This window comes from Paenalcaligenes niemegkensis, from assembly GCF_022230885.1.
Classification (GTDB): Bacteria; Pseudomonadota; Gammaproteobacteria; order Burkholderiales; family Burkholderiaceae_B; genus Paenalcaligenes; species Paenalcaligenes niemegkensis.
In genome coordinates this window covers 306262-330080 of the sequence record NZ_JAKGCT010000001.1, presented here as the reverse complement: position 1 = coordinate 330080, position 23819 = coordinate 306262, and the positions used below count along the sequence as shown (strand labels likewise).

The window sequence follows — 23819 nt, the reverse complement described above, 5'->3', positions numbered from 1 at the left end:
GGTTAAATGGGTAAGAGCTTAAGCTGACAGCAGCGGTACCAGACCGCCTTCGCGGTCCAGTGCGGCCAGGTCGTCGTAACCGCCTACGTGTTTTTCGCCAATGTAAATTTGTGGCACGGTACGGCGTCCGGTGCGTTCCATCATGATGTCACGCTGCGCAGGGTCGCGATCAATGAAGATTTTTTCTATTTCTTCAACGCCACGCTGTTTCAAAAGCATTTCAGCACGTGTGCAAAATGGGCATACGGTAGTGCTGTACATAATAACTTTAGTCATTTAATTTTCACCTTAAACGAATAGGGTCACGATTTCTTTACGGGTAGCCCTGCCTGAACCCAGCCTTGTTGGCCGCCTTCCAGACTGAACACCTGCTCAAACCCTAGTTTACGCAAACTGGCCACGGCTTTGGGAGCATTGCGGCCATGCTCGCAAACAACGACAATAGCTTTGTCTTTGGCGAAACTTGCTGTTTTGCTTTCCAGATCAGTGAGGCTGATGTTCTGTGCCTGGGCAATATGCGCAGCCTTGAACTGGTCGGCCGAGCGGATATCGATCAGTACGGCGCCGTCCTGGTTCATTTTCTGAACAGCTTCGTCTGTAGGAATCGACCTGCCTGTGCGACCTTTTGTAAAGGCTGGCAACAACAACATGATGCCGGAAGCGACAGCAACGACTAGAATAAGAATATTGTTTTGACTAGATAAAAAGTCCACGATGAATCCTGAGTAAAGCCTTTGTAAGTGGGCGACGTCGGTTGATTATAAAATGGACAAAAAATTTTCAACCTAGAGGCTGTTTTTACCATGTATAAACTCGTACTTATGCGTCACGGCGAAAGCCAATGGAACCGAGAAAATCGATTCACTGGCTGGACAGACGTTGATCTTACCGAAGTTGGCCGCGAACAGGCGCGACAGGCCGGGGAACTCTTAAAGTCTAAAGGCTACGAGTTCGATATTGCTTTCTCTTCGGTTCTAAAGCGTGCAATACGTACGCTTTGGATCGTTCTGGACACCATGGACGCTATGCACACACCCATCGGCATGAGTTGGCGTCTTAACGAGCGTCATTATGGCGCGTTACAGGGGCTAAATAAAGCCGAAACAGCAGAAAAGTTTGGCGAAGAGCAGGTTCATACCTGGAGACGGGCCTATTCAATAGGTCCTGACCCTGTTTCTGAAGACGATCCGCGTCATCCACGCTTTGATCCACGCTACCAGCGACTCAAGCCCGAACAGCTACCTGCTACCGAATGCCTGGAGACCACCGTTGAGCGAGTGGTGCCATTCTGGAACGACTCGATCGCTCCGGCGATTCGTGCGGGCCGCAATGTGTTGGTTACGGCCCACGGTAATAGTTTACGCGCTTTAATCAAGCATTTGGACTCTATTTCGGAAGAGGATATTGTCCATCTTAATCTGCCGACAGGGCAGCCGCTTGTTTATGAGCTAGACGAAAACCTTAAGCCTATTCGCCATTATTTTTTGGGTGACCAGGCAGAAATTGATGCGCAGGTGAAAGCCGTTGCGCAGCAAGCTAAAGCGGGTCAGTAATATGCGTCGTGCGAGCCTGTGTTTAATGCTGGCGCTGGTTGCCAGTACCTCGTGGGGTGCTGATATTACCTTGCAGTCTAAACAGCAGCAGGCTCGCCAGCAGCAGGCCGAGTTACGTGAACGTATACAAGGCCTGCAGAAGAAAATCGAGAGTACCGAGGCGTCGCGTAGCGATGCTTCTGTTGCGCTCAAAGAGTCAGAAAACGCTATTTCAGTTAGTGATCGGCGTTTAGCCGAATTAGAGCAGCGATCTGCACGGGTAAAGGCGCACATCAACGAACTCAATGCCCAAATCAAAGAGCAGGATGCGCTGCGCGAACAGCGTCAGCATGAACTGGCTGAACAATTGAGGGCCCTTCATTCAAGCGGTCTATCGCCATGGGCGGCATTATTGTCCGGCGACAACCCTCAGGCAATTCAGCGTGAACTGGGCTATTTGTCTTATGTATCCAAGGCGCAAGCCGAGAAAGTGCGCGCCTTGCGCCGCTCTTTAGAAAAGCTTGCTGCCTTGCAGGCGGACGCTAATGCCAGTCGGGACGAGCTCGTGCAGCTGGCATCTGAGACCAAAGAGAAAAAAGCTGAATTGCTTAAACAACAGGCGAAGCGGGTCCAGGTTCTTGCCGAGGTCGAAGACGAGCTTAAAAAGCAGCGTTCCCAAGCTTCAGGTCTGGAAAGCAATGAAAGTCGTCTATCGCAATTAATTACCGGTCTTGATGTCGAGATCGCTCGCCAGGCCGAATTGGCGCGGCAAGCGGAAATCCGCCGTCAGGCAGAGGCCAAGCGGCGCGCCGAGGAAGCCCGTCTGGCTGAAATAGCACGGCGTGAGCGTGAGGCTCAGCAGGTGGCTGAAGCCAGGCGTGTAGCCGAACAGCAGCGACAGCAGGCTGAAATGGCCGCTGCCCAACAAACGCAGCTTGAGCGAGACAAAGCGCTGGCCGCTCAGCGTGCAGAGGCCAGACGACTGGAAATTCTTGCTCATTCTCCTGCCATTGAAGAAGATTCTTCTACTCCGGCGACTGCGGCCAAAGCGCCTGACGCTCCTCCAGCCGCGCCCAAAGCCGTTGCAGTGGCACCTCCTGCACCTCGCTCCGCTCCGCCAGAGCCCATACGCCTTGAGCCAGAAGGCGGTTTTAAAGGATTGCAACGTGGTCTGGCGATGCCTGTACGCGGAGAAGTGCAAGGCCGATTTGGGGCTGACCGTCCCGAGGGCGGAAAGTGGCGGGGTATCGTTATTCGCGCCAGTGAAGGCACAGTGGTCAACAGCGTGGCAGCGGGCAGGGTGGTGTATGCCAGTTGGCTAAGAGGCTTCGGCAATCTGGTGATTGTTGACCATGGGGGCGGCCATCTTACTGTTTATGGATATAACCAGAGCCTGCTCAAGCAGGTGGGCGACGTCGTTACTCAAGGTGAGGCTATTGCACGAGTGGGCGCTACCGGCGGACAAGTGGAGCCGGGTCTGTATTTTGAAATCCGTCACAACGGCCAGCCCATCAATCCGCAGCTATGGCTCAGAGGGTAGTGGGGCTGCTGTTTCGATCAAGCTCGAATATCTTGTGCTCAAGTAACCGCGCTTTTAGCCATTGAGTACCGGGTTGCATCTGAGCTTCTTTTGCCCACAGCAAATCAATTCCCAGCACCCAGTCAGTATGTGGATAAGCTTCCAGAGGAAGCTCTATTAATTCACCGCTGTCTATTTCTTGTTTAATCAGTTGGCGTGGAAGGGTGGCCCAGCCTAAGTTAGCCTTTACTAACTCCAATAGAGCCAAATAGCTTTCTGCCTGCCAGATTTGGTTCGCATTAAGGTATTCGGTCGTAGGCAACTGGTTTTTATGTGCACTAAAGGTTAGGCGCCTGTGCTTTTTTAACTCCAGGAAGCTGATCTTGGTATTGCCTGCCAGTGGATGCTCGCGATGGGCGACGTGCGTCAAAATTAGCTTTCCCAGCTGACTAAACTGTATGTGACGTGGATACGAGGACTGAGCAAAGCTAATTGCCAGATCCACATCACGGCTGAGCAGTAATTCAGTTACGCGCCCCCGGTCAGGCGTGCGTATCGTAATGTCTATGTGCGGAAAACTCTCAGAAAACAACCTCAATGGTTCGATGACAGCGTTGTAAGGGATTTCAATGGCGATTGTCATTGAGGTCTGACTCACAGCAGCAAGCCGATGAGCGTGGCTTTCTAATTCCAGGCACTGATCAAGAATGAGTTCCGCTGATTTTAAAATTTGGGCGCCCGCCTCGGTAAGAGTGGGGAGTTTGGCTTCGCGGCTAAATAAGGCAAAGCCCAGGTCAATTTCAAGGTTGGCAATCGCGCTGCTAACTGATGACTGTGCTTTTCCCAGATGACGGGCAGCGGCTGAGAACGAACCGCGTTGAGCGACGGCGCTGAGCATTTCCAGTTGTTCTATCGAATAACGAAGGGACATTCTGACTCCTGTCATCTATCGGTTTTGGCTATGGATCCTAACTTTATTCCGTATTGATTCTGTTGGATGATTCAATAAATCGCAAGTCGATTCAAAGAAGTTATATCACTTCACGGAGGAGGTTAATGATGGAACGTCAAAACGAAACGAGCAGTTATAGCTCGGCAGGCGTACACCCAGTTGATGAGATTCTGCCTGTGCGGCAACTGGCCAGCTACGGCTTGCAGCATGTACTGGTCATGTATGCGGGAGCTGTCGCGGTGCCGCTGATTTTGGGAAGTGCGCTTGGGCTAAGTACCGCTCAGATGATCACTCTTATTAATGCTAATTTACTTACCTCAGGTGTGGCGACGCTGATTCAGACAATTGGGTTCTGGCGGTTTGGGGCGCGGCTGCCACTGATTCAAGGGTGCTCGTTCATTGCTATTGCTCCCATGATCATGGTGGGGCAGCAGTACGGGCTTAGCTATGTGTTCGGCGGCGTTATCGCAGCTGGCGCATTGACGATAGTGGTCGCTCCGCTATTTAGCCGTCTTTTAAAACTCTTTCCCCCGTTGTCATTGGCAGCTTGATTACCGTTATTGGCGTGTCATTGATGCCTGCCGCGGCAATTTGGCTAGGCGGGGAAACCCAGATGCCAGCGATTTCGGATCTATGCCTAATTTGGCTCTAGGCCTGTTTACCATCATCGTCACGCTTTTTGTTTATGCCAAATTTCGAGGTTTTCTCGGAAATTTATCGGTCTTGATTGGCCTGATTGTGGGTACGGTGGTGGCGGTGGCCTTTGGTTACTCCAACTTCTCGGGAGTATCAGAGGCCGCCTGGTTTGAAATCAGCCCTCCCTTTGCCTTTGGTATACCCAAATTTGCATTGGCGCCAACGCTTGTCATCATGCTGGCCATGTTGGTGATAATGGCCGAAACCACCGGAAACGTATTGGCTATTGGAAAAATCACTGGCAAACCAGCCTCACAGACTACCCTGGGGGATGCGTTTCGTGCTGATGGTCTGTCAACCATGCTCGGTGGCGTCTTCAACAGCTTTCCTTATAACGCCTTCACGCAAAACACGGGATTAATCGCCATGTCGAATGTGCGTAGCCGGTATGTTGTTGCATCGGCGGGCGTGATCATGATCCTGATGGGGTTATTCCCCAAACTAGGAGCGCTTATTGCCACCATTCCACGCCCTGTGCTGGGCGGCTGCGCGATTGTGATGTTCGGGATGACCACGGTTGCTGGTATTCAAGAGCTTAGCCGGGTCAGGTTTGAAGGTACGAAAAACGGCATTATTGTTGCCGTATCGGTCAGCGTTGGTGTATTGCCGATGTCATTTCCATCGTTGTTCGCTCAGGTCGAGGGGCCTTTAAAGCTAATTCTGGAGAGCGGGATTTTCCTGGCAGCGGTTACTGCGGTTGTATTGAATCTACTTCTTAATGGGCTGCCATCGGAGTCCATCCAGGTAGACAGCATCGACAACAAGCCGGACGTAGAGCCTTCTTATTAACGCTACTTACATTTAAATAAAGGTATAGGTATGAGCACTGAAATCACTGACGAAACGATTTCGTTAACCGAGTTAGATCGAAAATTGCTGCGTTTGGCTATTGAGTTATCTGAGGAGTCCAAGGCCCGGGGGCGTCATCCTTTTGCAGCGCTTGTGGCAGATGAGGACGGTACGGTGATTAGTACCGCTGGCAATAACTCCATGCCTCCGGAAGGAGATCCCACCCAGCACGCCGAATTGGTAGCCGTGGCCAAGGCGGCAAAGAAGCTCAGTCCTGACCAGCTTGCCCGCTGTACGCTGTATACCAGTGCCGAGCCTTGCTGCATGTGTTCAGGTGCTGTTTACTGGTGCAATATAGGAAGGGTGGTGTATGCATTGTCAGAGACCACATTGCTTGAGCTGACTGGCGCACATCCGGAGAACCCGACCTTTTCCTTGCCGTGCCGTGAAGTACTGGCCCGTGGGCAGCGCGAAGTTGAAATTGTAGGGCCAGCCTTGCAAGATGAAGCCGCACAGGCACATATTGGTTTTTGGAAATAGTGGCCACCTCTTGATTCACGCATAGCCCGCCATATATTGAAGTGACCCCAAAAAGATGGATGCTTATCCAGTTTTTTGGGGTTTTTACAAGCCCAGGGCTTGTACAGTGAGTTTATAGGCATCTTTTACCCAAGGGAGTACGGCAAGATGCGACTGTGCCGCTTCGAAACGTCGCTTAATTTTCTGTTTTTTCAAAAAAAGCTTCTTAACATTGTGTACGGCGAGTGGTTACGCCTATGATGCACAAACAGACCTTGTGGTCTGGGGTACTTCTCAGGGTAATGGCTATCACATTCTGATGTTGTCCCCGTCTATAATAGGATTGTTGTGCTGCTTAGCGTTAAGTGGCGGTTTTCTGACTTAATTCGATAGGACTTACATGAGCACTCGCAGGCTTCGCGGAATTGGTTTAGTTGGTTTGGGTGCGTTGGGCGGCGTCTTGCTTAGCCTTGCGCTCACTGCAACTGCGCAGCGTGGCGAACCATTGCCTTTGCGTGAACTACAGCAGTTTGCCAATGTATTTTCCGCTATTAAAAGTAGTTACGTAGAGCCAGTCACTGATCAGTCTCTTGTGAACGACGCGATTAAGGGTATGTTTAACGACCTTGATCCGCACTCCGCTTACTTAGACGCTGATGCGTTTAAAGAAATGGAAAACATGACGCAAGGCGGCTTTGGCGGGCTAGGTATAGAGATTGGCAGCGAGGAAGGCCGGCCCAAGGTGATTTCGCCTATCGAAGACACCCCCGCTGCGAAAGCAGGCGTGATGTCGGGCGATATCATTTCGCATATCGATGGTAAAGCGACCAAAGATATGTCGTTAAACGACGCTATTAAATTAATGCGTGGCGAGCCCCAAACGTCTGTCACCTTAACGATTTTACGTGCTGGCCGCGACAAACCTCTGGAAATCACTATCGTTCGTGACCACATCAAGGTAAAAAGTGTACGCGGCAAAAATCTGGATAACGAGATCGTCTATGTGCGCATTTCCCAGTTCCAGGAACGGACAGCGGCCGACTTGGTGCGTCAGTTGCGCACCCTGAGTGCGGGTATCAGCCCACGTGGCCTGGTGCTTGATTTGCGTAATGATCCCGGTGGCTTGCTTGAAAGCGCTATTGGTGTGACATCGGCCTTTGTCGAGCCTGGTCAGTTGGTGGTTTCTACCAAGGGCCGTATCCCGTCGTCAAACCGTGAGTATTTTTCCAAATCCATGACATCGGTGCTCAGTGAGCTTAATGGCGATAACGATGGGTTGACCTCGCTAGAGTGGCTCAGGAAAGTACCGGTAGTTGTATTGGTCAATGCCGGCTCTGCCTCCGCATCTGAAATTGTAGCTGGGGCGCTCCAGGATCACGAGCGCGCCACTATCATGGGTAACCGAACCTTCGGCAAGGGCTCCGTGCAAAGTGTGCTGCCCTTGGGTGAAGACTCAGGCATCAAGTTAACGACGGCGCTCTACTACACTCCTAATGGTCGTAGCATTCAGGTAACAGGTGTTGATCCCGACATTGTCGTCGATGATACGGCCCAAGGTAATATGTTCCGTATCCCGCGTGAGGCGGATCTGCAGCGTCACTTGCACAATGCGGGACTCGAAGACGAGTCATTGCAAAGCGACGAGTCCGAGTACGTAGAAGAGCTCAAAATGTTTGAGTTCGGCGGCGATGACGACTTCCAGTTGTTGCAGGCAGTCAACTTCATCGAAGGACGTCCTGTTAAAAAGTCTGATCCTACCCTGGCAAAAGCAGAGGAACCCACTACAGATACCGCTACTGTAGACGCTGCTAAACCAGTTGATGCTCAAAAAAAGCCCGGTAATTAAGGGCAAGGTCGAGCGCTATAAAGTTACACCCGAGGGTCTGGTGCCTGTGGATGCACAGCCCTAGGATGTGGCCGTATCATGAATGATCAGCACTTAATGCGCTATGCGCGTCACTTGTTACTCAACGAGTTCGGAATCGAAGCTCAAGAAAAAATAGTGGCGTCGCATGCCCTGATTGTCGGCGCTGGCGGCCTGGGGTCGCCAGCAGCCTTTTATCTGGCATCCTCTGGGGTGGGTACCCTTAGCATCGTCGATGACGATGTGGTTGAGCTAAGCAACCTTCAGCGCCAGATATTGCACACCACTGATCGGGTAGGCCTGCCTAAGGCAATATCGGCTAAAGACAGCTTGAATCAGCTTAATCCTCTGGTTACCGTACACCCTATTACCGAACGTCTCGACGATGCCGGCCTGCGTCCCTTGGTCGAGGCGGCCGATATCGTGCTGGATTGCACGGATAATTTCGCTACGCGTCATGCGATCAACCGTATCTGCGTAGAGCTCGCCAAGCCGCTGGTGTCGGGGGCAGGTATACAGTTTGCGGGACAAATCAGCGTTTACGATTTACGTGATCGGGAAGCCCCATGCTATAGCTGCTTGTTCCCTGAGGCTGATGACGTAGAAGAACTACGTTGCGCCACTACTGGAGTCTTCGCCCCTCTCGTGGGGGTGATTGGCTGCATGCAGGCGGCAGAGGCTCTGAAATTGCTGGGTGGATTTGGCGAATCGCTGGTAGGCCGCCTGTTGAGCTTCGACGCGCTCAACTCAAACTGGCATACCGTGCGCTTTCGTAAAGACCCGGGCTGTGAGGTTTGTGGCGTCGCCGTTTAGTTGTCCACAAGCGACAACTGACCGACTTGTTGAGCCAGCTCCTGGATACTGTCTACTCGCAGGTCTACATACAGGTTGCGGCCCCGATGGATGGCCGAGTAAGGGGTACCTGCATTAAAGATATGCACGGTGCGCATACCTAGCTGCTTGGCTGCCTTGAGATTGCGCAAGGTGTCTTCTACCAGCACTACCTGCCGCGCAGGAACTTGCAGTGCAGCCAATACCTGACGCATCAGTCCTAATGATGGTTTGGGACGATAGTGGCCTTGCAGCCGCATGTGGTCAATAGCCCAGACTCCGTCAAAGTTACGATGCATACCCGCAAGCCTGATTACGCGTGAAGCATAGTCACTGGGCGCATTGGTCAATACGATTTTGCGCCCTGGCAGGCGCTTGAGCTGCTGATTAAGCCCAGTTTCCACGCTAAGAAGCGGGGCAATATCGAAGTCGTGGCTGCGGTGCAGAAATGCATGCGGACTAACATTGTGGTGGCGATGCAAGCCGATCATGGTGGCACCATAACGCTGCCAGTATTTTAACCGCAGTGTGTCGGCGATTTGTGCGTCTACATCCAGCATTTCGGCCACGGCCAGCGCCATGCGCGAATCAATGGCCGCAAAAATGCCATGAGACGCGTTGTGAAGAGTGTTGTCCAGGTCAAAGAGCCAGACGGTCTCTGGCGTTCGGCCGGACGATTTAGGCAGCCGCAGCCCTTCGTTATGGCAGCGGCCAAGCACACGCATTTAGTGTGAGCTAATCATGGTGCCTACACCACGATCCGTCAGAATTTCAAGCAGCAGGCAGTGTGGAACACGTCCGTCGATAACGTGAACCGAATTTACTCCGTTACGGGCGGCTTCAAGGGCGGAAGAGATTTTTGGCAGCATTCCGCCTGAAATTGTTCCATCTTTAAATAGCTCGTCTATGGTTTGAGCAGACAGCTTGCGTAGCAAGTGTCCGTTTTTATCAAGTACGCCAGGCGTGTTGGTAAGCATGACCAGTTTTTCGGCACCCAGGACTTCTGCAATCTTTCCGGCCACGACATCTGCGTTGATGTTGTAGGCTTGTCCGTCTGCGCCATAGCCGATGGATGAAATGATGGGGATGAATTCGTCGTCTTGTAATGCCTTAACCACAGCGGGCTCAATACGCTTGATATCGCCGACAAAGCCGATATCAAGCATTTTTCCAGGATTTTCAGCATCTGCTAACAGCTTTTTCTCGACCTGGATCAAGCAGCCGTCTTTGCCCGTCAGGCCTACCGCTTTGCCGCCTGCCTCATTGACCATCATGACGATGTCTTGCTGCACCTGGCCACCCAGTACCCATTCGACCACTTCCATGGTTTCTGCATCGGTGACGCGCATGCCTTGAATGAAGGTGCCTTCTTTACCAATTCGGCGTAGAGCATGGTTAATCTGTGGACCACCCCCATGGACGACAACGGGTTTAAGCCCGACCAGTTTAAGCAATACTACGTCGTGAGCAAAACTGCGTTGCAGAGCCTCTTCAGTCATGGCATTACCGCCGTACTTGATCACTACCGTCTTGCCGTGAAAACGTCGGATATATGGCAGTGCTTCGGAGAGCACTTCGGCTTTGACAGTGGGAGAGTCGCTGGGATTGTCGCTGGAAGTAGTCATGGCGTAGTGGTCGGTAGTGATTAAACAAAACCCGGGGCTGTTGGGCTCCCGGGGTTAGGTTTTAGTTACGTAAAGGCTTAAGTTAACCGGCGAGTGCTTTTTCTAGGGTATTGATGAAAGTTTGCTTATCGTAGTTACCCACATATCGTCGCACTATATGGCCTTGTCTGTCGATAAGGAAAGCAGTGGGCGTCAGGCGGACATCATCAAAGGCCTTGGCAACCGAGCCGTCGGAATCAAGCGCAACCGTAAAAGGCAACTGGCGTGATTCGGTGAAATTGCGTACATAGTTAACGGGGTCGTGTTTCATGGCGACAGCGATTACTGACAGGCCTTTATCGGCATAGTCAGTGTGATATTGCGCGGTGTCGGGCATTTGAGCTACGCAGGTAGTGCAGTCGGTTGCCCAGAACTTAAGAAATACAACATTGCCTTTTAACGACTGCAGCGTGATGTCATCGCCGTCAAGCGTATGAAAGCTGACGTCCGGGGCTTTAGAGCTGCTGTTGCATGCGGCCAGCAGGCCGACTACGCCAACAAAAATAAATTTTATAAGTGTGTTCATTGTACAGGTATAGCCTGAGGGCCATCATCCAGCGTTGTCGCGCTTTGCTCGGGTGATGAAGATGGAGTGCTGCTGCCTTCTTTGACCGCAGCTGCTTCACGACGTTCTATAAGGCTTTCCGGGCTGACATAATGGAATAATTTTACGACTTCGTTAACGCCCTGGATACCTGCTACAGCTTTTGCTGCGCGCTGGCCTTCATCCTGGGTTACCCGGCCTTGCAAATACACCACACCACGTTCGGTGGTGACCGAAATGGTGCGGCTTGGCACATCTTTGGTGTTGACGAGCGTAGACATGACTTTTGTAGAGAGCCAGCTGTCATTGCTGCGTACGCTGAGTTCGGTTGGCGCTCCGACGCGGAGCCGATTAACCACGGATTTCACTTTTTCCACACGTGAAACACGATCGTTGGCCTGCTGTTTCTCTTGTTCGGTAGGAACATCGCCTGTCAGTAATACTTGACCGCCGTATGACTCTACATTGATTCGGCCTTGCTTGCCTTCAAGAACTTGGCGGGTTTCGCTGCCTGCTTTGAGAATAATGGCTTTGTCCTCAACCTGTTCGCCTGTGGTGCGGCGATCGGTAGCTACCACCGCGGTAGTGGCGGCTGTGCCGCCCACGACAACAGCAGCGCACCCAGACAGCGCTGTCAAGCCAGCCAAGGCGAGTGCAGCCACCGCGTGGCGATGAGGGAAAAGGGTAAAGCTCATAGGGTGTCTCCGAGTAGCAAAGCATCTATACCATCACACATGGCGTGCAACATAACGATATGAACCTCTTGAATGCGCATGGTTCGATCGTGGGGCACACAAAGGTGGATGTCTGTGTCAGCCAGCACCTTGGCGATTTCGCCACCACCTTTGCCTGTTAGTGCGATCACTACCATGTCGCGATCGTGTGCAACCTGAATGGCACGTATGACGTTGGCCGAGTTACCACTGGTGGATATAGCGACCAGAATATCGCCTGTTTGCCCCAGAGCACTGATTTGTCGTTCGAAAATGGCATCAAAACCGTAATCGTTGCCTACAGCAGTAAGAATCGAAGTGTCGGTGTTCAGGGCAATACCGGCCAGGGGAAGGCGGTCGCGTTCAAAGCGGCCCACGAGCTCAGCAATAAAGTGCTGGGCATCTGCCGCCGAGCCGCCGTTGCCGCAAGCGAGAATTTTTCCATTATTGGCGAGCGTGGCAAACAGAAGCTCGACCGAAGCGGTAAGGGGCTCGGCAAGTTCACGTGCGCTGGCTTTTAAGGCATCGACAGAGTCGTCGAAGTGCGTTGTCATGTGGGCGATTAGATCCATAGCCTTGATTATCGCATGTTCAAATTAACAGTGGTTAGCGCAAGCGCTGGAAGCTTACCGATTTTTGCATTACAGCAAAATGTAAGCGGAGCATTTGTATGACCGCCTCGGTGCGAGAGGGTTCAATCATAAACTTGACGCCCGGCGATGTACACCGGAATACGCTTACTCGCCAAATGCATTCGTAATCCAATGCATCTTAAGGTCGTCGATAGCGATCACATCAAAACGGTAAGGCGGCGTTTTTCCGCTGAAATACCGCCTGCCCAGCATCGGCAGCAGGCTTTGCGCCGAGCGTATTATTCGCCATTGCTTAGAGCGGTTTACACTAGCCAAGGCACCGCCGTAGCGGTGATTGGCACGGTAACGTACTTCTACAAATATCAGGTACAGTCCGTTCTGTGGCAATCAGGTCGATTTCACCGACCTGAGTACGTGCGTTGCGTTGTAGTATATGCAACCCATGGTCTTGCAGGTAAATGGCGGCTCTGGCTTCGTACTTGAAACCCACGTCTTGCGACGGGGAAGTCTGGGGAGCCGGGTGCATATGGCTGGTACCTGATGAGCTCTTAGCACGAGTGCGCCTGCCTAGCGTCTTGATTTGCGCTAAGCGTGCTAATTGATGGGGGCTGGGTGGGGCCGGCATCGCATTCCATAATATAAACAGGATAAATGCAGTATGAACGAGCTTAGTGCAGAATTACAGGGCGAGGCGACATGGAAACGTCTCACCGAGCGTGTTGGTGGACAGTCCTGGCCGGCTGCCACCTTGTACGTAGTGGCGACACCGATTGGCAACCTCGCTGATCTTGGATTGCGAGCCTGGCAAACCTTGTTGCGCTGTGATGTTATTGCCGCAGAAGATACACGTTCTACGCGTCCACTGCTGCAGGCCTGGGGAGTAGATACACCTCTTATTGCTGCTCACCGTCATAACGAGGCCAAAGCGGCTCAGGCGATTGTTGAGCGCTTGGCGAAAGGCGAGCGTGTTGCATTGGTGTCCGATGCGGGGGCTCCTGCCGTCAGCGACCCGGGTGCGCGAGTGGTCCGTGCTGTGCGCGAGGCCGGTTTTAGGGTGGTGCCCATTCCGGGCGCTTCGGCCGTCATTGCAGCCCTGATGGCAACCGGCGTAACTACTGACGAAAATCCTGCTTTTGCCTTTGCCGGATTTTTGCCACCCAAGCATACAGCCCGTGTTAAATGGTTGCGCTCCTGGTCACAGTTCAAGGGTCCTGTTCTGATGTTCGAAGGGCCGCATCGCCTGAGGGCCAGCCTGGCAGATCTGCTGGAAGTGTGTGGCCCAGACCGCACAATCAGTATCGCGCGCGAGCTGAGCAAGCGCTTTGAGCAGGTTCATACCGTTTCCTTGGGCGATGCGTTGAACTGGCTGGATGCTGATAGTCATCATGGCCAAGGCGAGTTTGTATTGATTTTGCACTCAGAAGAACAGGTAGAGGCTGAGCAAAGTGACGAGATAGACGAGGCTACGCAAGCCTGGATGAGGGTCATGCTGGAAACGCTTTCGGTGCGTGACGCGACGAAGATTGCCGTTAAAGCGACGGGTTTAGGACGCGATGTTTTATATAGTTATGCATTGAGCTTGAAAGGCTGATTGCCCTCGTCCACTGCACTGTCGGCAGGTCTACGGTCAGACAGGCCATGCTGGCTGGTTTTTAACGTACGGCCAGGCTAGCCTGCAGGCCAGTTTCCTGTTCAATGCGCAAGGCTGCGTTAATGGCTTCAGTACGTGTTTCGTAGGGGCCAATTTGAACTCTGAACAGGTCATTGGCAGGCTCGATGTAGGCGTCTCGGTACTCGACCTCTCGGGTTTGGCGGTTGATGCGCTCGACGAGGGCGGTGGCGCTCTGAGAAGCGCTGAAGGCCCCAAACTGCAAATAGACTCTGGGCACGCCACTACCGGAAATAGGTTTCAGCACGCTGGCCGGGGAGCCGGTCCGATTTCTTCAACTACCAGGCGCTGGCTATCGGCGTCGCTGCTCCATGAGGGAGTGTCGTTCATGGCGTTCTCTAGCTGGGTTTTAGCCAGCATTTCCAGCGCGTCAGGCACCTCTTCAGGCGCAGCCTGACCAGGGCCCGACCGGGGCGGTTCGACATCAACGACAGCTGCGCTGGCGCTATCCTGGAAGCGGCCACTGCGTATGTCTTCGTTGGTGATGGCCTCTACCACCACAGAGCCCTTTCCTGAGTTGATCAGCCCCAGTTTTGCCGCCGCGACGTAGGATAAATCGATGATTCGCGCCCTATGGAAGGGGCCTCGGTCATTGATGCGGACCACGACGGATTGCCCTGTGCCTGGCCGGGTAACCTTGGCATAGCTAGGAAGAGGCAGAGTGGGGTGTGCTGCCGTCATGGCGTACATATCGTAGATTTCACCATTTGCGGTCTTGCGGCCATGGAATTTTTTCCATACCATGATGCTGTGCCGGTTTGCCTGAATGACTGTTCGCCTGCCTGGGGGACGTACCGCTTCCCAAGTACGGTGTAGGGCCGCATGTTGGCGGGAGCATGTTTTTCAATTCGGGGGCTGGCATTGGGAATGGCGTGTAAATCGCCTGGGGGCTCATCCCAGGACCGTCGTCTTTATAGTATCCGCCATCGGCCGATGAGGTGCTGCTTTGGGGAGGGGCTGTACAAGCTGCGAGAATGGCGAGGATTGCCAATAGCAGCAATAAACCCCCGTTTTTACGACAAATCATGCAGGCATATCCACAGGTGGTTGGTTTCGGTGACGTACGAGTAATGGCGAGTGGCTCGCAAATCGTAAAGCCAGTTGCTCGACTACATAAACAGAGCGGTGTTTACCGCCTGTGCAGCCAACGGCTACAGTGAGATAGTTTCGAGTGTCTTGCATGTATAAGGGCAACCAGCGATTAACAAACCCGGCGATATCGTCGATCATAGTTTCTACACTGCCGAACTGCGATAGCCATTTGGCAACCGGCTCATCACGGCCGGTCATGGGACGAAGCTCGGCATCATAGTGAGGGTTTGGCAGACAGCGCACATCAAACATGATATCGGCGTCACCGGGGACGCCTCGTTTATAAGCAAAAGACTCAAAGGTGAGGACGACTGGGGCTCGGTCTGCCTGTACCAGATCTCGCACCCAGGCTCGTAGCTGACCTGGGGTAAGGTCGGAGGTGTCGATGACGTGCTCTTGTTCGCGCAATGCGGAAAGCATTTCCCGCTCGGCATCTATACATGCCTGCAGGGACGGCGATACGCCGTCTAAGCGTAAGCGGTCGGTAAGCGGGTGGCGGCGGCGAGACTCGGAGTAGCGCTGCCGTAACGTGTGATCATTGGCATCCAGGAAGATCACCCGCAGGGCGATACCGCTTTCACGAACTTGGGAAATGGCTTCGGGCAGGGTGTTAAGGTCGCCAGGGGCGCGTACATCAATGGCGATGGCAACGCGTTCGATGCCTGTATCGATAGAACGATTTACAAAATCCGCTAAAAACTGTACAGGTAGATTATCAACACAGGTATAACCAGTGTCTTCGAGTAAACGTAAGGCTACCGATTTTCCTGAGCCTGATATACCGGTGATAAGGACTACTTTTAGCATTGTTACAGTGATTCCACTTGATGATGGGACCGCTCAAGCATAACAGGGGAATATTACTCGTTAGCTTGACGGGTGCTTTCCATAATTGCCAAGGCTTGTCGCTCGATGAATTCACCCATGGTGTCGATGCCACGAATGTTCAGGATGGTATTACGCACTGCGGCTTCGACCAGAACCGCCAGGTTGCGTCCAGCCGCGACTTGCAGCATAACCTGCAGTATATCCACACCTAAAATTGATTCGGTACGGTCTTGCACGGGCAAACGTTCGAAATTGTCGGGATTGGCTCGCACCAGGTGAACGATAAGCTTCAGGTTCATTTTACGCCGTACTGAGGTTTCGCCAAAAATGGTACGAATATCGAGCAAGCCCAAGCCCCGGACTTCAAGTAAATTTTGCAACAGCGGAGGGCACTGACCTTCGATTACGTTAGGGGACGTGCGTGAAACCTCGACTGCATCATCAGCAACCAACCCATGACCGCGTGAGATGAGCTCGAGCGCCAGTTCGCTTTTTCCGAGTCCAGACTCGCCGGTAATTAATACGCCTAAGCCCAAGACATCCAGAAAGACGCCGTGCAAAATGGTTTTTGGTGCAAGGCGCTTATTTAAATAGATGCGTAGCTGGTCTATAAGTTCAGCGGCATCAAGCGGTGTTGCCAGCAGCGGTACATGATGCTGGGCGCAAAAAGAGACGAGGTCTGGGGGCGCGTCGGCACCACTGGCAACGATGATGGCGGGAACGCCACCCAAGGCAAGGTCGTCAAGATGGTGTTGGCGCCGCTTGATGTCAAAGCGTGTGTAGTACGAGAGCTCTTCAAGGCCGAAAACCTGAATACGTGCAGGGTGTATCAGGTTTAAGTGACCGACCAGGTCGGCTGAGGCCATACCTGGATCAAGAATAATGTGGGTGGCAGCCTGTTCTCCGGCAAGCCATTTAAAAGTGACTCGATCGGTGTTGTCGCTAACCAGCTCTTGTATCGTTAACATCGTTTTTAGCCTCGGCCGTTCCGGTCAACAGGCGGTGTACCACAGCTGGATCGGTTTCGGTGTTAAGTGCATGACGAAGATCGGGGTTAGACATGAGGCGTGCGATCTCAGCCAGTAAGTCCAGGTGTACCTGGGTGGCGGTTTCGGGCACGAGCAGGACGAAGAGCAAGCTGGCTGTGCGGCCATCGCAGGCGTCAAAGCGCACTGGGTCAGCCAGGCGAATAAACGCAGCTACCGGCTCTTTGAGATCTTTGATACGCCCATGAGGAACCGCGACCTCGTGGCCCAGGGCGGTAGAGCCCAAACGCTCTCGAGAGATCAGGCTTTGAAAAACCACGGTACGTGCAATGCCGTGATGGTTTTCAAAGAGTAAGCCTGCTTGTTCAAAAGCCCGCTTTTTGCTGGTTGCGACCAGATCTAGCACCACATTAGTGGATGGCAGAATACGCGACAATAGATTCATAGTGACTATTATAGGGCGAATGCATGAGTGCTGGTTAAGCGCCATTACATACGAAACGAGACAATTAATAAAGCCCCGCATAAAGACGGGGCTAATCAGTATGTCTAGTGTAGCAGTAGAACGCTAGACAAATCTGCATCTTGGCAGCTAGAGGGTGGCTTCTTCCATGCGCTTATGGGGGGCATGAGCATGATTAAATGCTTTGGATTTCGTCTTGACGATCTGTCGTTCGACCTTGTCGGACAGCAAATCGATAGCGGCGTACATGGATTCTTCGGTGGCGGCACAATGTATATCTTTGCCCGCGACCCGAAGGGTGATTTCAGCAGTATGCCTGACCCGCTCGACTGAGAGTATGACCTGGATGCCGACTACGCTATCAAAATGTCTGGCGATACGGCCAATTTTGCTTTCGACATAATCACGCATTGCAGCGGTGACTTCTAGATTGTGACCAGTGATGCTCAGGTTCATAAGAAGGCTCTCCTGTGAGAACAAGATGCGCAATTATGCGCAGAGATTAACGGTATAAAACGTTGATGCCCTCCCTGCAGTTTGTACACATCCAGTATACCCAAGACCCGGCTTTTGGGAATGACTTGCGTCAATTAAACTTGCCTTGCTTTCTACATTTTGAAGTTTTTGCCCAGGTACACTTTACGCACGGCTTCGTTGTTAATAATTTCGTTCGGATGTCCGCTGGTTAATACAGTGCCTTCGCTGATGATATAGGCGCGATCACAAATGCCCAGGGTTTCACGTACGTTATGGTCAGTAATGAGCACGCCGATATTGCGAGATTTCAGAAACTGCACAATACGTTGAATTTCGATGACTGCAATCGGGTCAACGCCGGCAAAAGGCTCATCAAGCAAAATAAAGCGCGGCTGAGTCGCCAGTGCCCGGGCTATTTCGACGCGACGGCGTTCGCCGCCAGACAGTGACAGGGCGGTGCTGCTACGAATGTGAGCAATTTGCAGCTCGTCAATTAATTGTTCCAGGTGCTGAGCAATTTTGGCGGAGTCGAAGCGCTTGCCGTTTTCGTCGTATTGCAGTTCAAGCACTGCACGAATGTTTTGCTCGACGGTAAGGCGCCTGAACACCGAGGCGTCCTGAGGCAAATACGATAGGCCCAGCTGGGCACGCTTGTGCATGGGAAGGCCGGCAATAGGGGTGCCGTCGATCTCTATGCGGCCCGAATCTGCGTGGATAATGCCCACAATCATGTAGAAACTGGTGGTTTTTCCAGCGCCGTTAGGTCCTAGAAGGCCCACTACTTCGCCACTGTCGACCGCGATCGAAACGTCTTTTACGACGGTGCGTTTACCGTAGGTTTTACTTAGGCCTACAGCACGAAGACTGCCAGATTGAGTGCGGTGGGGAGAGTGAGAGTTGGTGGTCATGGGTGATGCTTATGGTTGTGCAGAAGAGGCGGCTTGCCCCGATTTGTTTTCACACTCGGCTAAGGCGGCGTCGGCTTTGGCACGTGGCCGAGCCACGGATCTGACCCGCTGGTTTGCAGCGGCTGACTGGGCACCGCCAAACGCTTCGTAGGTGTCAGTGTCTTGATGATAAATGACCCGATCGCCCTGGATGTTGTCAAAGGGCTTGCCACATACATAACGAGTAATAATGGCTTGGCCGATCATGATGAGCTCGTCAGTTTTGCTGTTGTATTCTGCCCTTAAGCCTTCAGCTTTAACAACCTCATGTTTTTCGGGTTTTTCCTGGCGCACGCGCACGCGGTCAGTTTTGCTGACGGTAGCCGTGCCGTACTGAAAGCCTTCTGCGTCTTCTCGCATGGTGAGGTGATCGGAATTCAAGATAAGCATGCCACGGGTCATGATGACGTTGCCTTCAAACACGCTTTCTTTTTTGACATCGTCGTAGTGCAGCGTATCGGACAAAATCAAGGTGTCGGGCTCGACTTCGGGCTCTGTGGATTGTGCACTTAGCCCCGCACAGCTAAGGCCCAGGGCCAGGACTACGCAAAGCTTTGACCAGCCTGAGCGAGGCAGTCGTGACGTAAGAGTCGATAGAGATGGCGCGAGGTTCATGGCAGTTGGCTTAATTATTAGAGGAGTTGGCTCGTCGTTCTTGACGGTCCTGGCCGGATATTTTAACGTCTGAGGCCGAGAAAACTTCAAGTTGGCGGGTATTGTTGTCGTAGCGCATGCCTTTGCCGCGCATGGTCGAATTTCCGTTTACCACAACGGCAGGAATATCGGTGTAGACCACATCTTCGTCCGGCAACACGATCAGTATCTCGCTATTAACGTCCAGAGCCTTGCGTTCTGCATCGGGCAGGCGATGTACGTGGGCGTTTCCCTGCATTGTGATACGGGCGCCATCCTGATCCATGACGGCTGTGTCCGAGGTGGCAACAGTGATAGGTGAGTTTGCCCGATTGCCTACAGCGCGAGCGACAGTGATTTCGTAGGAGTCGTCGTCGGGATAGTGCAGCATGTAATCGCCTTCCAGCCGGTTAATCGCGATACCGAGCTCATTGCTGCGTACCAGCGTGAAGTGCTGTGCCCATGAGTCGGGTTCGTGAGTGGCACGACGCGCCGGGTCTACTTCAATAGCGCGCTGGGTGTAATCGGCAGCCCACCATGTTCCTCCCACCAATACAATTAGCAGCAGAATCGAGACGAGGGCGGGAAGGCGTTCGCGCATGAGAGGCTCTATTGAATGGCACCAGTAGTGCTTAGCGGTTTTGCGTTCAGGAAGGCGCCCAGCTTATGCTGGCTGGCCAGGATCAGGTCACAGCATTCACGCGCAGCCCCAGAACCGCCAGGCTTGCTGGAGACCCAATGGGTGATTTGAGAGATGTAGGTAGGGGCGTTGGGCACACTGGCAGCAAAGCCCACGCGCTGCATGGCGGTGATATCGATAATATCGTCGCCCATATAGCCGATTTCCGAAAAGCCCAGTCCCAGACGTTGCGCCATGTCGTGGAGTACATCGGCTTTATTGCGTACGCCCTGATGAACTTCCGCAATACCGAGTTCGGCTGCCCGACGAGCCACAATAGGGCCTTCGCGTCCGGTAATCAAGGCAACGCGTATGCCGCTTTCGTCAAGCAGCCGCAGGCCATGCCCATCGAGGGCGTGAAACGATTTAAAGACTTCGCCGTGTTCGTTATACCAGAGCCTGCCGTCGGTGAGCACACCGTCTACGTCAAAAACCATTAAACGTATATCGCGGAGCCGGTTCTGGACGTCGGAACTGATTTTCGCTAATAGCAGCGCTTCGGCCGGGTGTTGTGGTGTCAGTGTATTACTCATTTATATTACCTTCGCCGCGAGTAGATCGTGCATGTGCAGGGCCCCCTGCAGCTGGCCATCTTCGCCAACTACGAGCATTTGGTTGATGCGGTTCGCATCCATGGTGCCCGCTGCCTCGATGGCGAGGGAATGGGCTGATATATGCCTGGGGTTGGGGGTCATGCCTTCATGTATTTCTACGTTGCGGATGTCTCCTTCTCGACGGATAAGACGACGTAGATCGCCGTCAGTAAAGATGCCTATAGGCCGCTGCTTCTGGTCTACGACGATAGCCATGCCCATGCCTTTGGCTGACATTTCGGCGAGAGCTTCAGGTACCAGTGTGTGCTCATTCACAAGGGGTAAAGCATTGCCTTTACGCATAATATCGCGCACATAGGTAAGAAGCTGCCGTCCGAGGGCCCCGCCAGGGTGAGAGCGTGCGAAGTCTTCCTGGCTAAAGCCGCGAGCTTCCAGACAAGCAACTGCGATGGCATCCCCTAATACAAGTGACGCCGTGGTGCTGGCGGTAGGAGCGAGGTTTAGCGGGCAGGCCTCATATTCGACCTGTGCGTTCAGGTGCAAGTCTGCGTTTTGCGCCAATTCTGAATCAGGGTGACCAGTAATGGCGATAAGCCGTGCCCCCATGCGTTTTATTACATTCAGGATGGTTACCAGTTCTTGAGCTTTGCCCGAATAAGAAATAGCGATGACGATATCTTGACCAGTGATCATGCCCAGATCACCGTGCAGGGCTTCTGCTGCGTGCATGAAGAAAGCAGGGGTACCGGTTGACGCCAGCGTAGACGCTATCTTCCGAGCTATATGCCCGGATTTTCCGATACCGGTAACCACCACTCTGCCCTGGCAGTTCAGTAGCATTTCCACGACATCGACGAAATCGTGGTCGAGGCGATTTTTCAGAGCATTCAGGGCGCTGATTTCAGTCTGAAAGGTGCGTGCTGCCGAGGCGAGCGCTTCGTGGGTGGTGTGGGCTTGCGGTTTCATGATTCGATTGTAGTCGGGATGGTTTATTTTAGCTGGTCTTTGGGAGATTGAGTGGGCGATACAAGACGTATATGGCTATGGGTGTTTCTTGTCTAAAACATTCAGTAGCGTTATGATTTGTTTTTTACTGTTATTTCAGTAATTACTGAAACAAAAGAAGGCTGTGATGAATCTTGATCCGCAGGCAGAGCGCTTCGTCTTGCATTTTGGCGAAATGGGAGGGCGCTGGGGCGTCAATCGTACGGTGGGCCAAATATACGCATTGCTCTTTTTATCGCCTGATCCATTAAATGCCGAGCATATTGCTGATAGCCTGAAAATTTCACGTTCCAATGTCAGCATGAGTCTGAAGGAGCTGCAGTCCTGGCGTTTGGTGCAAATGGTGCATAAGGTCGGGGACAGGCGTGAGTATTTTGAGTCACCCAAAGATGTTTGGGAAATTTTTCATATTCTGGTTGAAGAAAAGCGTAAACGAGAGATTGACCCCACGCTGACTCTATTACGCAGTATCCTCATGGAAAAACCTGAGGGCGAGCGGGAGGCCTACGAGCAACAGCGCATTAGTGATATGTTGGCGCTCATTGAATTAGCCACGGATTGGTTTGACGAAATCCATGACTTGCCTCCAGAAACGTTGCAGAGCTTGATGAAACTGGGCACTAAAGTACAAAAGGTATTGGGTTTAGTCGGTAAAGTCCGCAAAAACGTTGGTTCCGGAGGCCAGTCATGATCGATATGGATGTCGTCACGCTTTCTCGATTGCAATTCGCTTTTACAGCGATGTTTCATTTCTTGTTTGTCCCGCTCACTTTAGGCCTGGCTGCGTTGATAGCCATTATGGAGAGCGTGTATGTCATGACCGGTCACGAAGTGTGGCGTCGGATGACCGTATTCTGGGGCAAGCTGTTCGGGGTCAACTTTGCATTGGGTGTCGCTACGGGTGTCGTGATGGAGTTTCAGTTCGGCATGAACTGGGCCTATTACAGCCATTATGTAGGTGATATCTTCGGTGCGCCTCTGGCCATTGAAGGTTTAATGGCTTTCTTCCTTGAGGCTACCTTTGTCGGGCTGTTCTTTTTTGGCTGGGACCGGTTGTCTAAAGTGGGCCATTTGATAGTCACCTGGCTGGTTGCTATTGGCACGAACTTTTCAGCGTTGTGGATTCTTATTGCAAATGGCTGGATGCAAAATCCGGTGGGGGCCTATTTCAACCCCGAAACGATGCGTATGGAACTCAACGATTTTGTTGCCGTTATTTTCAATCCGGTGGCTCAAGCCAAGTTTGTACATACTGTTAGTGCGGGTTATGTTCTGGGCGCTGTCTTTGTAATGGGTATTAGCGCCTGGTATGTTCTGCGTGGCCGTCACATCGAGATTGCCCGGCGTTCCATGGTGGTGGCAGCTAGCTTTGGCTTGGCTTCAGCACTGTCGGTTGTCGTATTGGGAGACGAGAGTGGTTATTTGACCACCGAGCACCAACAAATGAAAATTGCGTCGCTGGAAGCTATGTGGGAAACCGAGCCGGCGCCTGCCAGCTTCAATGCGTTCGCGATTCCCAATCAGGCTTCGCGCAGCAATAGTCTGGCAGTGGAAATCCCATGGGTGATGGGCATAATAGGCACCCGTTCATTAACCACGCCGATGCTGGGTATTAGCGATCTGGTAGATCATGCGAAAGTTCGCATCCGCAATGGGTTAGTGGCTTATGAGGCGTTGCAGGAAGTGCGCGCAGATACGTCTAATGACGAGGCACGGGCTGTGTTTGACGAGCATTGGCGCGACTTAGGCTATGCATTACTGCTTAAAAAGCACCTTAGTGATATAGGCCAGGCCACCGATGCCGACATCGACAAAGCCGCTTGGGACACCGTGCCGCAAGTTGCCCCCTTATTCTGGACCTTCAGGGTCATGGTGGGCTTAGGTATGTACTTTATTGCCTTCTTCATTGTGGCTTTCTTCTTGGCGACAACGGATCGTATTACTTACTCCAGACGTTTCCTGAAGGTCGCCGTCTGGACGCTACCGCTTCCCTGGGTGGCCATTGAGTGCGGCTGGTTTGTGGCCGAGTTCGGTCGTCAGCCCTGGATTATCGAAGGCGTTCTGCCTACGTATTACGCGGCCTCTGGCTTGAGCATTACAGACCTGGCGATAAGTTTGACAATTTTCCTGGCACTTTATGCGGCATTGGCCGTGGTGGGTGTGAAAGTCATGCTGCATTCCATTCGTAGCGGTCCCGAAGATAGCGACGCTGAGGCGCCAGCTGTTCCATTAACACCTTCAGCCCGCCTTTTGGGTGCCGAATAAGGAAA

The 23819-nt window shown here is 52.7% G+C and carries 31 protein-coding genes; 10 read left to right on the top strand and 21 right to left on the bottom strand.

Features of this window, described 5'->3' with window-relative positions:
• Positions 1-18: 18 nt before the first annotated feature.
• On the bottom strand, positions 19-276 hold the full coding sequence (grxC, locus tag L1889_RS01640; RefSeq protein WP_238663586.1) for a glutaredoxin 3: 258 nt from the start codon (positions 274-276) through the stop codon (positions 19-21).
• Between the two features lie 26 nt (positions 277-302).
• Positions 303-713 (bottom strand): rhodanese-like domain-containing protein, encoded by a 411-nt coding sequence (locus L1889_RS01635; RefSeq protein WP_238663585.1) that lies wholly within the window; start codon positions 711-713, stop codon positions 303-305.
• A 90-nt stretch (positions 714-803) separates the two neighbouring features.
• Between L1889_RS01635 and gpmA the strand changes: the two genes are divergently transcribed.
• Positions 804-1553, top strand: a complete 750-nt coding sequence (gpmA, locus tag L1889_RS01630) for a 2,3-diphosphoglycerate-dependent phosphoglycerate mutase (RefSeq protein ID WP_238663584.1) — start codon at positions 804-806, stop codon at positions 1551-1553.
• A gap of 1 nt (position 1554) precedes the next feature.
• Positions 1555-3072 carry a murein hydrolase activator EnvC family protein gene (locus tag L1889_RS01625; RefSeq protein ID WP_238663628.1) on the top strand — a complete coding sequence of 506 codons (1518 nt, stop codon included), beginning with the start codon at positions 1555-1557 and terminating at the stop codon, positions 3070-3072.
• Here L1889_RS01625 and L1889_RS01620 read toward each other — a convergent pair.
• On the bottom strand, positions 3062-3982 hold the full coding sequence (locus tag L1889_RS01620; protein WP_238663583.1) for a LysR family transcriptional regulator: 921 nt from the start codon (positions 3980-3982) through the stop codon (positions 3062-3064). The genes L1889_RS01625 and L1889_RS01620 overlap by 11 nt on opposite strands.
• Positions 3983-4107: 125 nt before the next feature.
• Here L1889_RS01620 and L1889_RS18310 point away from each other — a divergent pair, with 125 nt between their 5' ends.
• The 5 genes from L1889_RS18310 to L1889_RS01600 all read left to right on the top strand — a co-directional run bounded on the left by L1889_RS18310 (position 4108) and on the right by L1889_RS01600 (position 8684).
• Positions 4108-4554, top strand: coding sequence for a solute carrier family 23 protein (locus L1889_RS18310; protein ID WP_257793799.1), 447 nt, complete (start codon positions 4108-4110; stop codon positions 4552-4554).
• A gap of 82 nt (positions 4555-4636) precedes the next feature.
• Positions 4637-5488, top strand: coding sequence for a solute carrier family 23 protein (locus L1889_RS01615; RefSeq protein ID WP_257793798.1), 852 nt, complete (start codon positions 4637-4639; stop codon positions 5486-5488).
• Positions 5489-5518: 30 nt separating this feature from the next.
• Entirely contained in the window at positions 5519-6028 is a 510-nt protein-coding gene (locus L1889_RS01610; protein WP_238663582.1) for a nucleoside deaminase, read from the top strand.
• Between the two features lie 379 nt (positions 6029-6407).
• Positions 6408-7853 carry a S41 family peptidase gene (locus tag L1889_RS01605; protein ID WP_308217576.1) on the top strand — a complete coding sequence of 482 codons (1446 nt, stop codon included), beginning with the start codon at positions 6408-6410 and terminating at the stop codon, positions 7851-7853.
• A 78-nt stretch (positions 7854-7931) separates the two neighbouring features.
• On the top strand, positions 7932-8684 hold the full coding sequence (locus L1889_RS01600) for a HesA/MoeB/ThiF family protein (RefSeq protein WP_238663581.1): 753 nt from the start codon (positions 7932-7934) through the stop codon (positions 8682-8684).
• Here the strand turns inward: L1889_RS01600 and L1889_RS01595 are convergent.
• The 7 genes from L1889_RS01595 to L1889_RS18300 form a co-directional block, all read right to left on the bottom strand.
• Positions 8681-9427 carry a pyrimidine 5'-nucleotidase gene (locus tag L1889_RS01595; protein WP_238663580.1) on the bottom strand — a complete coding sequence of 249 codons (747 nt, stop codon included), beginning with the start codon at positions 9425-9427 and terminating at the stop codon, positions 8681-8683. The genes L1889_RS01600 and L1889_RS01595 overlap by 4 nt on opposite strands.
• Positions 9428-10327 carry an acetylglutamate kinase gene (gene argB, locus L1889_RS01590; protein ID WP_238663579.1) on the bottom strand — a complete coding sequence of 300 codons (900 nt, stop codon included), beginning with the start codon at positions 10325-10327 and terminating at the stop codon, positions 9428-9430.
• An 82-nt stretch (positions 10328-10409) separates the two neighbouring features.
• Positions 10410-10892 (bottom strand): peroxiredoxin family protein, encoded by a 483-nt coding sequence (locus L1889_RS01585; RefSeq protein ID WP_238663578.1) that lies wholly within the window; start codon positions 10890-10892, stop codon positions 10410-10412.
• Positions 10889-11605, bottom strand: a complete 717-nt coding sequence (locus L1889_RS01580; protein WP_238663577.1) for a BON domain-containing protein — start codon at positions 11603-11605, stop codon at positions 10889-10891. The genes L1889_RS01585 and L1889_RS01580 overlap by 4 nt, the downstream gene beginning before the upstream one ends.
• On the bottom strand, positions 11602-12195 hold the full coding sequence (locus L1889_RS01575; protein WP_238663576.1) for a phosphoheptose isomerase: 594 nt from the start codon (positions 12193-12195) through the stop codon (positions 11602-11604). The genes L1889_RS01580 and L1889_RS01575 overlap by 4 nt, the downstream gene beginning before the upstream one ends.
• 165 nt (positions 12196-12360) lie before the next feature.
• Positions 12361-12603, bottom strand: coding sequence for a YraN family protein (locus tag L1889_RS18305; protein ID WP_257793797.1), 243 nt, complete (start codon positions 12601-12603; stop codon positions 12361-12363).
• The gene (locus tag L1889_RS18300) at positions 12524-12742 is read right to left on the bottom strand and encodes a YraN family protein (protein WP_257793821.1); all 219 of its coding nucleotides are present in this window, start codon (positions 12740-12742) and stop codon (positions 12524-12526) included. Before L1889_RS18300 ends, L1889_RS18305 begins: the two co-directional genes overlap by 80 nt.
• Before the next feature lie 132 nt (positions 12743-12874).
• Here L1889_RS18300 and rsmI point away from each other — a divergent pair, with 132 nt between their 5' ends.
• The gene (gene rsmI, locus L1889_RS01565) at positions 12875-13807 is read left to right on the top strand and encodes a 16S rRNA (cytidine(1402)-2'-O)-methyltransferase (RefSeq protein WP_238663575.1); all 933 of its coding nucleotides are present in this window, start codon (positions 12875-12877) and stop codon (positions 13805-13807) included.
• Positions 13808-13868: 61 nt separating this feature from the next.
• Here the strand turns inward: rsmI and L1889_RS19010 are convergent, their stop codons facing one another.
• The 11 genes from L1889_RS19010 to L1889_RS01510 form a co-directional block, all read right to left on the bottom strand.
• The gene (locus tag L1889_RS19010) at positions 13869-14132 is read right to left on the bottom strand and encodes an SPOR domain-containing protein (RefSeq protein ID WP_238663574.1); all 264 of its coding nucleotides are present in this window, start codon (positions 14130-14132) and stop codon (positions 13869-13871) included.
• Positions 14126-14629, bottom strand: a complete 504-nt coding sequence (locus L1889_RS19005) for a septal ring lytic transglycosylase RlpA family protein (RefSeq protein WP_372870994.1) — start codon at positions 14627-14629, stop codon at positions 14126-14128. Before L1889_RS19005 ends, L1889_RS19010 begins: the two co-directional genes overlap by 7 nt.
• Before the next feature lie 279 nt (positions 14630-14908).
• Complete coding sequence (gene rapZ, locus L1889_RS01550; RefSeq protein ID WP_238663573.1) at positions 14909-15784, bottom strand: RNase adapter RapZ; 876 nt, start codon at positions 15782-15784, stop codon at positions 14909-14911.
• A gap of 53 nt (positions 15785-15837) precedes the next feature.
• Positions 15838-16773 carry an HPr(Ser) kinase/phosphatase gene (gene hprK, locus L1889_RS01545; RefSeq protein WP_238663572.1) on the bottom strand — a complete coding sequence of 312 codons (936 nt, stop codon included), beginning with the start codon at positions 16771-16773 and terminating at the stop codon, positions 15838-15840.
• Positions 16748-17236 (bottom strand): PTS sugar transporter subunit IIA, encoded by a 489-nt coding sequence (locus L1889_RS01540; RefSeq protein WP_238663571.1) that lies wholly within the window; start codon positions 17234-17236, stop codon positions 16748-16750. The genes hprK and L1889_RS01540 overlap by 26 nt, the downstream gene beginning before the upstream one ends.
• A 147-nt stretch (positions 17237-17383) precedes the next feature.
• Complete coding sequence (gene hpf, locus L1889_RS01535; RefSeq protein ID WP_238663570.1) at positions 17384-17710, bottom strand: ribosome hibernation-promoting factor, HPF/YfiA family; 327 nt, start codon at positions 17708-17710, stop codon at positions 17384-17386.
• 152 nt (positions 17711-17862) lie between these two features.
• Positions 17863-18639: an LPS export ABC transporter ATP-binding protein gene (gene lptB / locus L1889_RS01530; RefSeq protein WP_238663569.1), complete on the bottom strand. Its 777-nt coding sequence runs from the start codon at positions 18637-18639 to the stop codon at positions 17863-17865.
• 9 nt (positions 18640-18648) lie between these two features.
• Complete coding sequence (gene lptA / locus L1889_RS01525) at positions 18649-19293, bottom strand: lipopolysaccharide transport periplasmic protein LptA (protein WP_238663568.1); 645 nt, start codon at positions 19291-19293, stop codon at positions 18649-18651.
• A gap of 10 nt (positions 19294-19303) precedes the next feature.
• A complete protein-coding gene (lptC, locus tag L1889_RS01520; protein ID WP_238663567.1) occupies positions 19304-19912 on the bottom strand; it encodes an LPS export ABC transporter periplasmic protein LptC in 609 nt (202 codons plus the stop codon).
• Positions 19913-19920: 8 nt separating this feature from the next.
• A complete protein-coding gene (locus L1889_RS01515; RefSeq protein WP_238663566.1) occupies positions 19921-20523 on the bottom strand; it encodes a KdsC family phosphatase in 603 nt (200 codons plus the stop codon).
• A complete protein-coding gene (locus L1889_RS01510) occupies positions 20524-21510 on the bottom strand; it encodes a KpsF/GutQ family sugar-phosphate isomerase (RefSeq protein WP_238663565.1) in 987 nt (328 codons plus the stop codon).
• Between the two features lie 166 nt (positions 21511-21676).
• On the opposite strand from L1889_RS01510, the gene L1889_RS01505 reads away from it, so the two are divergent.
• Positions 21677-22240: a GbsR/MarR family transcriptional regulator gene (locus L1889_RS01505; RefSeq protein ID WP_238663564.1), complete on the top strand. Its 564-nt coding sequence runs from the start codon at positions 21677-21679 to the stop codon at positions 22238-22240.
• Positions 22237-23814, top strand: coding sequence for a cytochrome ubiquinol oxidase subunit I (locus L1889_RS01500; protein WP_238663563.1), 1578 nt, complete (start codon positions 22237-22239; stop codon positions 23812-23814). The genes L1889_RS01505 and L1889_RS01500 overlap by 4 nt, the downstream gene beginning before the upstream one ends.
• Positions 23815-23819: the final 5 nt, after the last annotated feature.